Source organism: Rhizobium mesoamericanum STM3625, from assembly GCF_000312665.1.
Taxonomy (GTDB): domain Bacteria; phylum Pseudomonadota; class Alphaproteobacteria; order Rhizobiales; family Rhizobiaceae; genus Rhizobium; species Rhizobium mesoamericanum.
Genome location: NZ_HF536778.1, coordinates 172,375 through 187,320, shown reverse-complemented (window position 1 = coordinate 187,320; position 14,946 = coordinate 172,375). Strand labels below are relative to the sequence as shown.

Below are 14,946 nucleotides of genomic sequence, written 5' to 3'. Positions count from 1 at the left end.
TCCATCCACACTCAGCGCTGAAGATGGCCTCCCCAAGGGAGTTCATCAAAGCATTGTCTCAATAGCTGATCTGTCCGGCGAAATGGGGGGCACTCCACATGGTCGACTAGCAAGCTGCCGTGCTGCGCCTTCGTCTTCGTTCTCGCAGTCGACCTGATCCTGCTTGCGCTTTCAAACTACAAGTGGGTGCAACTTCCACCGAACTTGTTCTCGTCGAGCCACCTCGTGCGATGGCAGGCGTCGGACGGGCAGCGGACGCCCGAGCACTAGCATTTCGAACGTATCAATAGTTTGCCGTCCAAACCGCTGTGTTTCCTGTTAGATTCCTATCTAGGCGTACACATCGAACATTGGCGGGCTCAATGAACCCCGATGAACAGCTATCCCGTTCGAATTGGAGGGCCGGCGAAGACCGCTCCACAACTCAGCACAAGGTTTCAATTCTTGGGGTGAGACGGCCTCTCATTGCCCAGACGCTGTGTCCGGATCATCGGTTTCAGCCAACTCGGGGAACCGCCGTTCCGCAGATACGAGGCGATTGGTTGACGCCAGCCCCTTTGATTGTTCGACTAAAGCGCGGGAGGATTTCAACTGAGCATCACAGAGGGGTTTGCCCATGTGTGCACACCGCTGTTGGCAGGGGAGCACCGAGTCACCGTCAGTGGTCAGCGCCTACGTCTTCTCCTTTCGAGCCGATGTTTTTCTTCCTGCCGAACACGCATTTCGTGGCGCCGGACGCTCCCCCCGCATCATTGGCATGGTCAGAAGAGGTTCTCTAGGAAGGAAACCCGCGTGCCGCCAGAATGGGGAAGTTGGAGCGCTTTCAGCTTTCGAGATGCAGCTGGTGATTTTCGAGGACAGCATCTCCGGAACCTCAAGCGCGCAAACTCGAGGTCGGAATAGCCTCTTTGGGTTCCCCTCCCGGCTCGAGACGACCCCTTAATTCGATAAAACTGGCAGCAGGCGACTATAGACTGACGGTTCGGTATTCGCTATTTCGGATGCCTCGCGATATAACAAGCCACACCGTCGATTCTCCAAGGCCTCTTATGTTGAAGAAAGTGCAACGCAGTTTTGCCGTCGAGTACAAAAAGGGCAGGCGAAAACTTGATCCAAGGTCGAACTCCATCTGGGGCAACATGGACCTGAAGTCAGTCGCTCGCGATATCGAGGAAGAAACATCGATGCATCTGTCAGATAGCTCTCGGCGTGGCAAATCTGACGGGGAAATGTCTGTCCCGCGACCTGATCACAAGTCGTTGTTGACATCGCCTCTTAGGACGTCAACTACTGTATCAGTTACACAGGAGACGAGCATGGCCGACGAGACTGAAGCGACAACCAGGGCCGATAGACCGACCGTCGTCGAGACGCCTACCGCGCCGAAGAAGCAGCGCAAACCCCGCGCCAAGAAAGCAGCGGCACTCGAGACGTCGTCAGCTGACGCTACGGCAGAGGCGGCAGTTGCGCTGACCGGTGCCGGTGGCGTGAAAAGGAGAGGGCCCAAGGCAAAGGTGACCGAAGCCGCGTCGAGTGCCAAACGTCCGCGTGTTAGCCGTGCCCCAAAGGCCGTGCAGACCGCCTCGGCCGCGCCGATGACCGCGATCGATGACATGGCGGATCTGTTGCAGTTGGAAGAGGAAAATCAGCGACTGCGCAAGCTTCTCGCTGAAAAGCTTCGCGCTGAAAATGCCGATCTGCGCAAACGGCTCAAGCTCGATTGATATAAGCAGCCGGCCAGTCGCCGGCCGCATTGCTATGCTTATCGAGACATAAAGTTTGGTAGCGTTCGATGCGTTGCCGGAACGAAAGCTCGCAACCTGCTAGCGGAATAAAAAGCGAGGTCAGAGAGATGGCGTCTCCCTGGAAATTTCTTGTCCGACTGATCTCACCGGAACGCGAAGAAAGGCGAGAAAACAGCTCGACCGAAAAGGTGACACAAGGAGTGCCGTCGGAAACTGCCGATCCGGCTGAAGCGCCTGCCGAGGAGAGCCTGAATAGCGGGGACGGGCCGAGAAGCGACGCGACACAGCGTCACGATCAAGCCGCTACAACGTTCACAGAGCGTGTGCGTTCCGAAGAAGCCGCTGGCCAAGATAAAATCGACGGCAGAGATGTTGAAGTCGTGCAGGCTGTTCATCCAGTTCTTTCCGACGAGTCTGGTACGGACATCATCGCTGCGCATCGTGCTGTGGACATTCAGGCAGCTGTCGAGGTCACACCGCGTAAGAAAAGAAGCCGCGGCAAGAAAACGGTAGCGGTCCCAAACGCTCCCCAGGCCCCCCAGGTCAGCAGCACCGGAAACGAAATGAACCTGGATGAAGAGATCAGGCTGCTCAGGGGGCAACTCGCCAGGAAGCTAAAGCTGCAAAACGCGCAGTTGAGAAAAATGCTCGAGCGGTTTGAACGGTGAAACGTCGGCTGGTCTTGCCCACTGAAACGGATTCGATTGCATACAGTTCAACATTCTCAGATTGAATGGGGTTTCGCAGGTTCGATTTCGTCAAGGCGCTCTCGCTGTATTGGAATTATCGCTTCTCCGAACCCCGGCAGGGCGTCGAAGAAATCGGCGACGAGGCCATAGTCGGCGACCTGGAAGATCGGTGCCTCCTCGTCCTTGTTGATGGCGACGATCACTTTCGAATCCTTCATGCCCGCCAGGGCTGGATAGCGCCGAGCTCGTCGGCAAGCGGCAGGATGACCCCTCCTTGAACTTCTCGGCCGAGCCGAGTACCAAATGCTTACGCCCTTGCGTGCTGCCGCGCAGATAGACTCGGGCGACCCACTAGAAATTATAGATCGTGGCGCTATGACTAGGATGATCAGATATGTCTTTAAATTCACAGCCGGCAGCCGCTCTGCTCGCAGCCTTGGGTGGGTGCTGCATTGTGCTCATCGGCATGATGGGCTCTGGCAAGACATCAGTTGGTCGACCGCTTGCGGGAAGGCTGGGACTCGATTTTATCGACGCCGATGCTGAAATCGAAGCGGCGCACCGCATGACGATCCCGGAGATTTTTGCCCAGCACGGCGAGACCTATTTTCGCGACGTCGAGCGGCGTATGCTCGCGCGGCTTCTGGCTGAAGGACGGAAAGTGGTGGCAACCGGCGGAGGCGCGTTCATGAACGCCGAAACCCGCGCGCGGATCGCGGAGAAGGGGGTGTCAATCTGGCTGAAGGCAGATTTTGACGGATTAATCCGCCGCGTGCGCCGACGTGCCAATCGGCCGCTGCTGCAAACACGCGATCCTGAAGGTGCCCTGCGCAAATTGATAGATGACCGTTACCCGATTTATGCTTTAGCCGACGTCACGGTAGTGTCGCACGATGGACCGCACGAAATGGTCGCGGCGGAAACAATTCGGGCTTTGATGTCCTATTTGAACGTTCCGCCCGGCCCATAGGCGAGTCGTCTGCGTCATCCAGATGCGGCGAGCTAGTGGAGTTGCACGAGGGCTCCATTCGCTTCAGTCCACCCGGTAGCTGGGGCTTTGACCTCAGGATTTAGGCTTAGGTGACGAGCAATCCACAACCACGCCTGTGAGTGCCGAGAGTGAACCTGAGCGGGGCAATAATTTGTCCTGCAGAAATCTCCCTCTGCACCAGAAATTGCGGGACGGCCCACTCAGATGCTGGGTGCCGCCTGGAGGAATTCGCCAGAAACTGCTCGGAGGCGGCGCGTCGGCGGGTCGTGTCCCTACAGGTGGTGTAGCTCGTAGCGAAGCCGCTCGCGAGCGCGCCCTAAACAGCGCGGTAGTGAGCGGGCGGCGAAGCGGTGGTCATCGATGTTCTCCGGTAGGGTCGGGTTGCTGACACCAACCTGATTCGAAGGAACCACCGATGACCGACCACATGATGAACCTGCGTGCGCTCGTGGAGAAGTCCCCCGGTGCCGGTTATGGCGAGAAGAACCCGCTGCGGACGGCCCAGCGCAACGGCTACCGCGAGCGGGATTGGGAGACGGGCGCCGGAACTGTCGAGTTGCGCATTCCGAAGCTCAGGAAGGGCTCTTACTTTCCAGGCTTCCTGGAGCCGCGGCGCATGGCCGAGAAGGCGCTGACGGCGGTCATCCAGGAAGCCTATGTGCAGGGAATCTCGACCCGCTCGGTCGACGATCTGGTCAAGGCCATGGGTATGAGCGGCATCTCCAAGAGCCAGGTCAGCCGGCTGTGGGAAGAGATTGATGGCAAGGTCAAGGCCTTCCTCGAGCGGCCGATCGAGGGCGACTGGCCATATCTGTGGATCGATGCCACCTACCTAAAGGTCCGCCGCGGCGGCCGCATCGTCTCCGTCGCCGTGATCATCGCCGTCGGTGTCAACAGCGACGGTCGCCGCGAGGTGCTGGGCATGGAGGTCGGCACCTCCGAGGCCGAGCCGATCTGGACCGAGTTCCTACGCAAACTGACCCGCCGTGGCCTCAGAGGCGTCAAGCTGGTCGTCTCCGACGCCCACGAAGGCCTGAAGGCCGCCGTCACCAAGGTGCTCAGCGCGACCTGGCAGCGCTGCCGGGTGGGGTTGTTGAAGAACCAATCGTCGGCGGAGCTATGCGGAAGCCGGCGTCGGCCGTTGCCGTTTTGATTATCGTGCCGGTCATCGCGGCGACGGCGTCGAGACGACTGAGTATGACTTGCCCCTCATTAATCTCGCCTTGGTGACCTCCACATCTAAAATTACGCCGCATGCATCATCCACCACAGCATGTTGCTTGTAGGCTGGCTCCAGTCTCCGATTACGCCCGTTGGTCGCCATAGACGCGTCAGGGTCGGTGACGCAGACTTTCTTTTATTTGCCTGTTTTGCGGCTTTTTCGTTCGCTCTCAGCGGCTTCGTTGGCGTCAGTGACCGCATCTATATGGCGGACCGCCAGACTTTCCCAACTGACGTTGGCCCGGATAAGTGAGGCGTCGACATGAACGATCTGGCTGTCCAACGCGCCAGATACATGACGCTGGAAACCATCAGCCAGATGAGCGATGATCCGCTCATCAGCTTGCTAGCCGTAGCGCGCTGATCATCCCGGCCCATGCCGGAGAACGCGGCGACCAAAGCCGCCACCTACACCACTCCCTGGACATGATCCGTCGGCGACACAAAGGGCGCGCCGTCTCTGCTTCCAAAGACAAGAGCAGAGGCTCCCGACAAGTAAGAGCACTGTGCGTCGTCGGGCTCTATTGAGTCAATGCGCACGGATGGCCTTCGCCGCCAGCGAAAGAAGTTCGATTGCCGCGGCTTTTAGCTTCTCCTCAACTTCCGTGAAGGGCAGGCTGGTATCACCCGGCACCTGAGTTTTCACACGTACTGAATGGCCGGCAACACCCGTCCCAGGCGCCGCGTGGTCTGTCCAAGTAGCGTCGAGCTCTCCAACGAACACCTTTTCATCTTCAAAGTATGCAATGTTGGTGACTTCCACCCATTCGAGTTGCATCGGCCTCTCCCAAAAATCGCGCCTCTCCTACCTACAGCAGATTGGCGCAATGGCATCTACCCGCAAAGGTGCGAGTTGCCCTGGCTCAAGGAGAAAGGCGTTGCGCCACCCTTCACAACACCTGCATCCTGTTACCTTCAAGCAGCCGGATCAGGCCATCGGACTGCATAGAGGGCGTTCACGACCTTGTCCTGACTGAATGACCGCTCTATGACCAGAGACGGCCATGACTTCTGCATGTCGGAGCGGGAAGGAGCGTTTACCTAGCACCAATGGAATAACTGCGTTCCGCAGATGATTTGCCAACGACGTACCCGATTGCGAAGGCAAGGGCCCCAATAGTAAGGACCACGCTGGTGGCGGTGTGTGGATGATTTGCAGCACCCGTTGCCAGTGCAGTTGTCTCATGCCTACAACGTCAGTTGCTGCCCTTGCAACTTTACCCATAACTTCCGGTGGGTCGGAAAGCGCGCACGAATTCTCCGGTGGGCAGCGCCAGCGTAGCCGACATGTTTGCCGAGAGTTAAGAAGCGTGAGGATCAGCCCGCCGCCGACTTCGACCATTCCAATGATCGGGTGAAACAGGAAGCAAATGACCACATAAAAGGGGAGCCAGGGCAGGTCGAAGAGCGCGGACGGTCCAGTGCCGGAAAGGTATGACCGGACCTGATCGAAATCGCGCAGGCCCTGAAGGCTATCCCCCCGCGTCTTGAGATTCAGCGGTGCCTTGACGAGCGCTCGATAGATGCGGCCGCTGAGGCTCTCGTCGAGCGCGCCGGCGATACGAACGAGCATCCGGTTCCGGATCAGCTCAAATATCCCCTGGAATCCATAGAGAAGCAGTGCGAGGAGACAGAGGGCGATGAGCGAAGGAATACTCCGGCTCGGCAGCACGCGGTCATAAACCTCGAGCATGAAGAAGGAGCCGGTGAGATAGAGAATGTTGACGAGTGCGCTTGTAACGCCGACTCCGATGAAGGCCGTTCGGCAGTCGCGTAGGGCGGAGGCGGGATTGGCGCTCCTGTTGCTCGATGTTGCTGCAAAGTCTGTCACTAATGTCACCCCACGGGATAAGCGGCCGCACTTAGCCTTACCGCGCTCTTCGGCGGCAAAAAAAGCAACGCCATTACCAGCGCCAGAGCACGAGAAGGCTCGCTTTGTGGCATAACGAGGTGCGGAATTTAACGCCACACTGCCCTTGAGGACTCTAGGCAATTCAACAGAGCCATGAGACGTGGAAGCAAATATCTGACCGTACAGCCTTAGCGGCCGGCCGATTCCTTGCACAAGAGAAAGACGCGGGATGAACTCAATCAACATGCCGACTGCATCTGCGGAAACACAAAACGCGCCGCCGCTCGACAAAGACAAAGGCGGATGGCGTCGGAACCGGCAGCGAAGGCTGCCGGTTCCTCAAACCATCTAAGTCACTCAGAGATGCCACCAGTCTGATGAGGGCTCTGAACTCGCGACGGTTTAGGCGATGGGGTGGAAGCCGGGCTCTTCCGGCCCACTGACGTTGAGAACCCAAGTGTTCTGGCTGGCGCCGGGCTTAGGTACATTCACTTCCTCGCCATTAGCTCCAGCATACATTGTCATCGAGGGTCTCCTTTTTAGTGCTTCTACCCCGCCCAAAAGCCGCTCTAGCATTGGTAAGCATCTGCAAGCCAATCCATATTTTGCATAGAGCGAATTCAACCTATGAATGAGAACGTCCGGAAGATCTTCGCTGGCGGCTTCCACAGGGGCCCGAGGACCGAACTGAAGATCGTAGTCCTGAGCTATGACTCGTTACCGATCTGGACGCTCCGCGGGGCGCGCAAAGGACCTACGAAACGCCGCAAAACTGCGCGTCTGGGAAAGCCCGAGAGGGGTCAGGCCGCAGACCCGTTCCAAGCTCACTCGAAGACTAGTTAAAATACAAGCGTCCGATGAACTCGATGTGTCGAGCGGCATTACCTTTGCCTGCTATGGCGTTGATCAATCCAGCTCGATGTGACGCGATCGCCATCATTCTATCGAGGCGGGTGATCCAAGAGGCAATGTTAGGGGTGCGGCTACCGAGATAGGCGAGAACCTGATGGGTCTAAATAACGCTGTGGATGTCGCTGCTATGCGACTTTCCGCTCCTGGAATAACTCCTTGAGGGCAAGTTCCAAGTTGCGGCGGTTTTGGTTGGCACGGCTATTGCAGAGATCTTGCTTGACCGTTTGCTGCTCAAAAGCCTGTGCAAGAATTCTACATTGTTAGCGACGGAAAAATGGGGTGCGTCTGCTATCGGCTTCATATGACCACAGCTACCAAGCGGTCGACTCCAACGCGTTACGACGCTCGCCGGAGTCTCTGGACCCAACAGCCTTTTTCGCAAGAGCAAGCGTGAAAAACAAGTTCTCGACTGCGATCGAGGAGGAAGTCTTGGAACAGAAACTTGAAGGCAAGGTAGCGCTTATAACAGGCGCAAGTTCAGGTATCGGCCGGGCGACTGCGCTGGCCCTTGGAAGACACGGTGTGAAGCTCGCGCTCGTCGGCCGTTCTGCCGAAAGGCTCGAGCAGGTCGCGAATAAATCAGCCAGCGAAACGCTTGTTTTGTCGACTGATCTATCCGCTCCGGGATCCGTCAAACATGTCGTCGATGCGACGACAGAGCGATTTGGGCGGATTGACATATTGCTTCCTAACGCGGGCATCTATATCCCTGGGGAGGTTGCTGAAGGCGATCCTAACGCTTGGGACAAGTTAATCGCTATCAATGTCAGTGCGGTCTTCCGTCTGGCTCGCGCTGTATTGCCGAGCATGATAAAGCAAGCAAGTGGGCAATTTATCGTTACATCATCCGTAGCCGGCCACCAGGCCCTCGTGGGAGAGCCGATCTATTCTGCTTCAAAACATGCGATCCAGGCTTTTGTGCATGGCTTGCGGCGGCAGACGATGGAACATAATATTCGCGTCGGTTCAGTGGCGCCTGGTATTGTGCTGAATGAGCTCTGGGGCTACACCGACTCCGTGGCTGTTGATGCCAAGGTGGAGGCGCGAGAGGGCCTCCGATCGGAAGACGTGGCTGACGCAGTGATCTATATGCTGACGCGACCCGCCAACGTCACCATTCGCGACTTGGTGATCTTACCTCAGCTCCAGGATATCTGAACGCTGCCGTAGACGTCTAACAGGCTGCTGAAAAAGACTCTGGCGCACAGACTCTTGTCGTGATTCACTCGCTTCATGGCGATTTGGAGCTGATGGATGCGCGGCGGCGATGTAAGGACGGGTGAACTCTTCAGCTATGTCGATCTGGAGGATCGTGTTCGAAAAGATCATCCTCTACGGTCCATCCGGCAGATCGTGAACGAAGCGCTCGTTTCACTGGAACGAGATTTTGCGGCGCTTTATTCACCGATCGGACGGCCGTCGATCGCGCCTGAAAAGCTTCTACGTGCCATGCTTTTGCAGGCCTTCTATTCGATCCGTTCAGAGCGACTGCTGATGGAACGGTTGGAATACGATCTTCTCTTCCGCTGGTTCGTCGACATCGGCATTGACGATCCCTCTTGGGACCACTCGGTGTTTTCGAAGAACCGAGACCGGTTGCTTGATGGTGACATCGCTGCAAAGTTCCTGGGTGCAATCCTATCTCAGCCCAAAGTAAAGCGGCTGCTGTCAACGGACCACTTCTCTGTCGATGGCACGCTGATCGAAGCCTGGGCGTCGATCAAGAGCTTCAAGCCGAAGGGAGGTTCGGGTGAACCACCGTCGGATGCCGGCGGTCGAAATGTGGAAGCCGACTTCCATGGCGAAAAGCGTTCCAACGAGACGCATGCATCAACGACCGATCCGGATGCAAGGCTATATAGGAAGGGAAAAGGCAAGGAGGCCAAGCTGTGCTTCATGGGGCATGGGTTGATGGAAAACCACCATGGTCTTCTGGTGAATGCCTATTTGACAGAGGCCAGCGGTTATACCGAACGCATCGCGGCTCTTCACATGGTCGAACCTTTCTGCAGCCGGCCACAGGCAATCACGCTGGGTGCCGACAAGGCCTATGACACGAAAGACTTCGTCAAAGATTTGCGGTCGATGAAGGTGACGCCGCACGTGGCGCAGAACGTCAATGGTCGCCGCTCGGCCATTGATGCGCGCACGACGCGCCATTCGGGTTATGGGGTCAGCTTGCGCATCCGCAAGCGCATCGAGGAGGCGTTCGGCTGGATCAAGACCGTCGCGGGGCAGGACAAGACAAAGTTCCGTGGCCGCGATCGCGTCGGATGGGCCTTTACCTTCACGGCCGCCGCCTACAATCTGGTGCGGCTTCCGAAGCTCATGACGGAGACAGGCTGATGGCCAGAGTGTCTCCCTTCGCAATGGCTTTTGCCGGTCGTTGGCGCATCGTCGAGATGGACAACTGGGACAACGACGTCCTCGATCTCGTCGAAGAGGCGCATTTGACATTCCACGGCGCGGCAGACGGCGAAATTGCCTTCGTCGCGCTCAAGGGCTTCCTCGATGTCCGCTACGGCGCACGCGACGGATCAGCCTGTGCAGAGTTCTCATGGGAAGGACAAGACGAGAGCGACCCGGTTTGTGGTCGCGGATGGGCAGCTCTCGGCTCCGCCGGACGCCTTGTCGGGCACTTCTACGTCCACAACGGAGAAGATTCAGGCTTCGTCTGCGAACGCGACTGACTTCTTCAACAGCCTGCTAATGGTGCTCGGGCCAACTTCTAAAAGGCCGAAGCACTCGGGCTAACATCCCAAAGCAGAGCTTCAGCTTCAGTCCTTGTGGCTCTCGGCAGAAGTCAAGCTGGTCGTGTCAAACACATGCATGGCTCTTATAGCCGCCACGGCCATGCTTCCGACATTTGTCCTACCGCCTCAAACTCTCGGCGACAGGATTCTGTCAATTCTGTTTGAGAGTCTACACTCCCACTGAGTTAGAGCGATCGATTTCTGGTCGCCGCGCCGCAATCGGATTGTGCGAGCCCACAGGGTTATAACCGCAAAATGAAGGTCTTAAGACGAATAGGCTGGTTTGATGTGGCCTGCATCTTGCTTTCGATTTCGAGCATGCAGCGATACATGGGAGCGACATGAGCAACTCAAGCGTTAAGCCGACGGAAATGTTCCGCCATTTTTCGTTGGGGGTTGGACCTATGTCAAAAAACACGGTGCAGGCTTGCGGTAGAATTGCGAACCGCCACGGCATTCCTTTGATGTTGATTGCCAGCAGACGCCAGGTTGAAAGTAAGAAGCTGGGCGGTGGATATGTGGAGAATTGGACCACGCGTGAGTTTTGTGAATACGTTCGGAAAGAGTGTCCGCCGAATTCGTTGCTTATTTGCCGTGACCACGGGGGTCCCTGGCAACATCCAAGTGAGACGGAGCTCGACGACGAGAGTGCTATGAAATCTTCCCTAGCGTCATTCGAAGAGGATATCCGATCGGGATTCCAGTTAGTTCATATTGACACCAGCCTCGAGCGAAGGGGAGTTGCACAAACAAAAAAAGCGTTGCAAAGGCTGGTGGAGTTATACGCGCATTGTCATGATTTCGCGAGGGCGCTTGGCAGATCGGTTCACTTTGAGATCGGGTTCGAAGATCAAAGTGTCGACACAGATTATCCCCCTGAATTTTCCGACAAGCTGCATGATGTTCTAAAGAACCTGACTGACCGCAAACTACCGTTGCCATTGTTTGTTGTCGCTCAGACAGGCACGAAAATCCTCGAAACAGAAAATGTGGGAGCGATCAAATCGGCTCCCCTTGCGGTCCGACACTCAATCGAGCAGCTTGCAAAGAGTTGCAGCGAGCAGGGCGTCGCGTTAAAGGCCCACAACGCGGACTATTTGCCGACGGAGAAAATCTCAATGCTTAAGCGCTGTGGGGTCTCCTCGATGAACATTGCGCCGGAGCTAGGAGTTGCCGAAACGCGAGCGCTCGTAGCCGTCCTTAAAGAGTTTAATTTGAATGCTCAGCTGGAGCGGTTCTTGCAAATAGCCTTCGAATCGCTTGCTTGGAAGAAGTGGATGAAGCCGAACTCCCAAGCCTCGGATGCAGATCGTGCGATCATTGCAGGCCATTACGTATTTGGCACTGAAGAATGTCGAGCTATCAAGGACGCCGCTGAGTCAGCATGCTGCAGGATAGGAAAAACATTGGACCGACTTTTGCAGAGTAAGGTCGAAGAATCGGTCGAGCGATACGTCCTCGCGTCGGTCGGAAATGTAGGTGCTAAACATGATTGACAGTTACCTCCATGAGATCTTTTCCGGTGCACCAGGCCCAGGCCGCAGTGCTTTGAGCGCGGCCAAAATTGAGCACGTGACCACGGCCAAAAAGGTCACTAAGCGATGGGGCGAGGAGCGTTGGCTCATAGCTGAAGGAGCCCCCTTTGGATTTAAGGTCATCAACATTAGGGCTGGTCAAAAGACAAGCCTTCAGTACCATGAACGCAAGGAAGAGGCGAACCTAGTTCTGAGAGGAAGCGGCGTGTTCCTCTATGCCAACGCATCAAACGAACCGTTAAAGCAGGCGGATCTTAGCGCTGGTGACATCATCCATATTTTGCCAGGTAAGGTGCACCGCATCCACGCACGGACCGACGTAACACTAATAGAAGTTTCAACACCGGAATTGGATGATGTCATTCGACTTGAAGACGATTGGAACCGCGGCAGCGGTCGCATCGAGTCCGAACATTCTGGGGAGGAGGTTGAACAAGATGGATTTCAAGGTGGCGCGATATGATTATCGCTCGCAGTTCGCTGGCATTGAAGCCGTACTACTGCAGGAAATCAAGGACCTTCTAAACAACGGTCAATACGTCCTTGGAGATGCGGTCTTCGACTTTGAACGGGACTTTGCGGCATACATTGGGACAGAACATGCTGTCGGCGTGAATTCCGGTACGGACGCGTTGATCCTTGCCTTGCATGCGTTGGGAATCGGCCGGGGTGACGAGGTCATTACCGTAACAAACTCCTTCCACGCGACTGCGCTGGCAATTGTTAGAGTTGGGGCGATTCCGGTTCTGGTTGATTGCAGACCGGACACGTTTCTGATCGATCTGGAACAACTCGAAAGAAAAATTTCCGAACGAACGAAAGCTCTCATCGTGGTCCATCTGTTTGGTCAGTCGGTTGATATGGCCGTTGTCCATGACATTGCCAAACGTTACGAATTGCTTGTTGTCGAGGACTGCGCGCAAGCGATCGGCGCTCTATCCGGTGGAAAGAACGTCGGATCAACAAGCGACGCGGGTTGCTGGAGCTTCGCTCCTGCGAAGAATCTAGCTGCGGGCGGCGACGCCGGCGCTGTCACATTGAACAGCACGGAAATTTCGGATCGAATACGCCAATTGCGTCATTTCGGTCAGGCAACTCAAAACGAACATCTTACTCTCGGCTACAATTCCAGGCTCGACACGATCCAGGCTCTGATCCTGAAAAGAAAACTTGCGCGGGTCGCTAAGTGGGGCGCCGCCCGCGCTAAACTGGCATCGGCTTACAAGGAAAGATTGGAAGGTTTGCCGCTCGCATTTCAAGAGGGCGCTAAACCTGCAGAGCACGCCTACCATTTATTCCAGGTCCGAACAGACTCTCGCAATGATCTGCTGTCCCATTTGCGGAAAGATGGTGTTGACGCTGTTATACGATATCCAATCCCAATTCACTTGCAACCTGCTTTCGTTGATTTCGGATACCAGGTGGGTGACTTGCCCGTTGCGGAGGTTTTGGCGGCAGAAACACTTTGCTTGCCACTTCATCCAGCCATGACCGACGATCAGCTTCATCTCGTTTGCGACAGCATCAATTCCTTTTTTTGCTAGCAGACGATCGCTGACAACCACGGCGTCTAGACAGAGGGTTTTCTGCTGCTGGTGACCACTTACCAAGATTTCGATGCCGAGAACATTAGTATAGCTGAACTGTCTAGCGGTCTTGTGCGACATGGACGGCGTATTGGTTAATTCAATCTCACAAATCGAACGTTGCTTGTGTCATTGGGCGTCCAAGCTCAATCTAGATGTTGAACATATCGTAGAGCTCTCACATGGCCGTTGCGACCGCGATGTTGTTCAGCTCGCGGCACCGTAAGGGTCATCCGGGAACGTCTGTTGCCATTCTTTGCGCAAGGGCTGTTTCCGTACGCGAAATTGTGCAACCAAGGATCTGAGAGAAGCATGACTAGCGCCTCCGAGAGACGGCATGTTATGGTGGAGCGAGCGCGCAAGACCGGCTACGTTCCCTCCAAGATAGTTGAGGATGAGTTCGGTGTCGATAGCTCGACAATAAGGCGTGACCTCGCACGGTTGGAAGCAGAAGGTCTTATTATTCGCACCCAGGGAGGTTTTCTTCCCGTCGAACGCAAGGAAAACCACACCTATCCTTATGGACCTCGTCGCCTGGTTCGTCCGTCCGTAAAAAACCAACTTGGCGAATACGCCGCCCACTTGGTGGAAGAAGGTCAGACTGTCTTGATCGATGGCGGCTCAACCATGTGGCATGTGGCAAATCATCTTAAGTCGACCAGGAACCTCACTGTAATTACGAATGATCTGCAAATTGGGTTACTACTCTGCGAGTGGACCAACATTAATCTTCATGTCACAGGAGGTGCGCAAGTCGACGGCTTATATACGCTTGCTGGTCCGGCCACCGTCGAATTCATCGACAGAATACATGTTGACGTTGCGTTCCTCGGCGCCGAAGCAGTGGAGGCGGAGCTGGGACTCAGCGACGTGAATGTAATCGAGGTGCCAGTCAAGCAAGCAATGATAAGGGCAGCAGACTGCGCTGTCCTGGTCGCCGACAGTTCGAAATTTGGCAAAAGGTCGTTCGCGAAAGTCTGCGGGGTCGAGGAGCTCACGCTGATCGTGACGGACGGTCAGGTCACGCCTGAGCAGCGCGGGGCGTTCGGCCGGAAGCTCGAAATTGTCAACGTGAACTGCGAGTGAGGCGTGCATTGTAAGTTCCGTGTCACCAAGCGTGCATTGGAGCTTACAATCTTTCTGTCTTGCGAGGAGGGTCTGAGCGATTTCGAGAACCTTCTGGACCTTCTCTGGCGGCAGGAATGTTGGAAGGCCGGCAAGTCGCCAGCGGCGGATGGACGGCACACAGTCAGCGCGCGCCGTCGAGATGAAGCCCTTCAAATGCAAGTAGCGCAGGAAGGCACGTGCCACTCTGCACATGGCGGCGAGCCCTCTCTCATTCGACAGATATGCCACGAATACATGGACGATCTGCTCGTGCTCTGGATAGATGCGACTGTGTTTGAGCATAAAGGCACTGATCTGTTGTCGGTGAACCCGCAATGTCTCGACAGCTGCAGCTCGAGCGCGAACGAGGTCGCGCACCGCCTCATGGCCCTCATCAGGAACCCACACTGCCGTGAGCTCGCCGGCCCTTAATAGCCGGGCGAGCGCGAGGGCATCTCGACGATTGGTCTTTACTCTGTCGTGAGCGTCCGGTGAGCCGGTTTTGGTTAGGTGGGGAATTCGCGCAAGTTACAACACAGATGATTCATTTGTGAC

General features: G+C 56.0%; 12 protein-coding genes and 5 pseudogenes. 11 read left to right on the top strand and 6 right to left on the bottom strand.

All coding sequences use genetic code 11. From position 1 onward, the window contains the following. The first annotated feature begins 1,052 nt into the window (after window positions 1–1,052). Window positions 1,053–1,724: a transcriptional regulator gene (locus BN77_RS34535; RefSeq protein WP_028749485.1), complete on the top strand. Its 672-nt coding sequence runs from the start codon at window positions 1,053–1,055 to the stop codon at window positions 1,722–1,724. A gap of 344 nt (window positions 1,725–2,068) precedes the next feature. Beyond that, the gene (locus tag BN77_RS35760; RefSeq protein WP_306913559.1) at window positions 2,069–2,413 is read left to right on the top strand and encodes a hypothetical protein; all 345 of its coding nucleotides are present in this window, start codon (window positions 2,069–2,071) and stop codon (window positions 2,411–2,413) included. Window positions 2,414–2,469: 56 nt separating this feature from the next. Here BN77_RS35760 and BN77_RS29565 read toward each other — a convergent pair. After that, window positions 2,470–2,731 (bottom strand): annotated as a pseudogene (locus tag BN77_RS29565) (hypothetical protein); the annotation flags it as partial. 97 nt (window positions 2,732–2,828) lie between these two features. On the opposite strand from BN77_RS29565, the gene BN77_RS29560 reads away from it, so the two are divergent. Then, window positions 2,829–3,404, top strand: coding sequence for a shikimate kinase (locus BN77_RS29560; RefSeq protein ID WP_007539253.1), 576 nt, complete (start codon window positions 2,829–2,831; stop codon window positions 3,402–3,404). A 436-nt stretch (window positions 3,405–3,840) separates the two neighbouring features. Beyond that, window positions 3,841–4,527 (top strand): annotated as a pseudogene (locus BN77_RS29555) (IS256 family transposase); the annotation flags it as partial. 13 nt (window positions 4,528–4,540) lie between these two features. Here the strand turns inward: BN77_RS29555 and BN77_RS33030 are convergent. The 4 genes and pseudogenes from BN77_RS33030 to BN77_RS35620 all read right to left on the bottom strand — a co-directional run. Continuing rightward, window positions 4,541–4,953: pseudogene (locus tag BN77_RS33030) on the bottom strand (transposase); the annotation flags it as partial. A 222-nt stretch (window positions 4,954–5,175) separates the two neighbouring features. Next, window positions 5,176–5,424, bottom strand: coding sequence for a hypothetical protein (locus BN77_RS29545; protein WP_007539251.1), 249 nt, complete (start codon window positions 5,422–5,424; stop codon window positions 5,176–5,178). 525 nt (window positions 5,425–5,949) lie between these two features. Further along, window positions 5,950–6,477: pseudogene (locus BN77_RS33910) on the bottom strand (ABC transporter transmembrane domain-containing protein); the annotation flags it as partial. Between the two features lie 423 nt (window positions 6,478–6,900). Continuing rightward, window positions 6,901–7,023 carry a hypothetical protein gene (locus tag BN77_RS35620; RefSeq protein WP_268871465.1) on the bottom strand — a complete coding sequence of 41 codons (123 nt, stop codon included), beginning with the start codon at window positions 7,021–7,023 and terminating at the stop codon, window positions 6,901–6,903. Between the two features lie 777 nt (window positions 7,024–7,800). On the opposite strand from BN77_RS35620, the gene BN77_RS29530 reads away from it, so the two are divergent. From BN77_RS29530 to BN77_RS29500, 7 genes are all read left to right on the top strand, one after another. Continuing rightward, window positions 7,801–8,568 (top strand): SDR family oxidoreductase, encoded by a 768-nt coding sequence (locus BN77_RS29530; protein WP_100248141.1) that lies wholly within the window; start codon window positions 7,801–7,803, stop codon window positions 8,566–8,568. 96 nt (window positions 8,569–8,664) lie between these two features. After that, entirely contained in the window at window positions 8,665–9,756 is a 1,092-nt protein-coding gene (locus tag BN77_RS29525) for an IS5 family transposase (protein WP_007539245.1), read from the top strand. After that, window positions 9,756–10,100 (top strand): hypothetical protein, encoded by a 345-nt coding sequence (locus BN77_RS29520; protein WP_007539244.1) that lies wholly within the window; start codon window positions 9,756–9,758, stop codon window positions 10,098–10,100. Before BN77_RS29525 ends, BN77_RS29520 begins: the two co-directional genes overlap by 1 nt. A gap of 404 nt (window positions 10,101–10,504) precedes the next feature. Beyond that, complete coding sequence (locus BN77_RS29515; protein WP_007539241.1) at window positions 10,505–11,659, top strand: hypothetical protein; 1,155 nt, start codon at window positions 10,505–10,507, stop codon at window positions 11,657–11,659. Next, window positions 11,652–12,161, top strand: coding sequence for a cupin domain-containing protein (locus BN77_RS29510; protein ID WP_007539239.1), 510 nt, complete (start codon window positions 11,652–11,654; stop codon window positions 12,159–12,161). Before BN77_RS29515 ends, BN77_RS29510 begins: the two co-directional genes overlap by 8 nt. Then, window positions 12,136–13,242 (top strand): DegT/DnrJ/EryC1/StrS family aminotransferase, encoded by a 1,107-nt coding sequence (locus BN77_RS29505; RefSeq protein ID WP_028749480.1) that lies wholly within the window; start codon window positions 12,136–12,138, stop codon window positions 13,240–13,242. Before BN77_RS29510 ends, BN77_RS29505 begins: the two co-directional genes overlap by 26 nt. Window positions 13,243–13,596: 354 nt before the next feature. Further along, on the top strand, window positions 13,597–14,370 hold the full coding sequence (locus tag BN77_RS29500; RefSeq protein ID WP_007539235.1) for a DeoR/GlpR family DNA-binding transcription regulator: 774 nt from the start codon (window positions 13,597–13,599) through the stop codon (window positions 14,368–14,370). 246 nt (window positions 14,371–14,616) lie between these two features. Here the strand turns inward: BN77_RS29500 and BN77_RS33010 are convergent. Next, a pseudogene (locus BN77_RS33010) lies at window positions 14,617–14,871 on the bottom strand (IS110 family transposase); the annotation flags it as partial. Window positions 14,872–14,946 lie beyond the last annotated feature (75 nt).

Coding starts and splice junctions, on each gene's coding strand:
- BN77_RS29560 (WP_007539253.1), top strand. CDS start 2,829: ATGTCTTTAAATTCACAGCCGGCAGCCGCTCTGCTCGCAGCCTTGGGT.
- BN77_RS29545 (WP_007539251.1), bottom strand. CDS start 5,424: ATGCAACTCGAATGGGTGGAAGTCACCAACATTGCATACTTTGAAGAT.
- BN77_RS35620 (WP_268871465.1), bottom strand. CDS start 7,023: ATGACAATGTATGCTGGAGCTAATGGCGAGGAAGTGAATGTACCTAAG.
- BN77_RS29525 (WP_007539245.1), top strand. CDS start 8,665: ATGCGCGGCGGCGATGTAAGGACGGGTGAACTCTTCAGCTATGTCGAT.
- BN77_RS29520 (WP_007539244.1), top strand. CDS start 9,756: ATGGCCAGAGTGTCTCCCTTCGCAATGGCTTTTGCCGGTCGTTGGCGC.
- BN77_RS29515 (WP_007539241.1), top strand. CDS start 10,505: ATGAGCAACTCAAGCGTTAAGCCGACGGAAATGTTCCGCCATTTTTCG.
- BN77_RS29510 (WP_007539239.1), top strand. CDS start 11,652: ATGATTGACAGTTACCTCCATGAGATCTTTTCCGGTGCACCAGGCCCA.
- BN77_RS29505 (WP_028749480.1), top strand. CDS start 12,136: ATGGATTTCAAGGTGGCGCGATATGATTATCGCTCGCAGTTCGCTGGC.
- BN77_RS29500 (WP_007539235.1), top strand. CDS start 13,597: ATGACTAGCGCCTCCGAGAGACGGCATGTTATGGTGGAGCGAGCGCGC.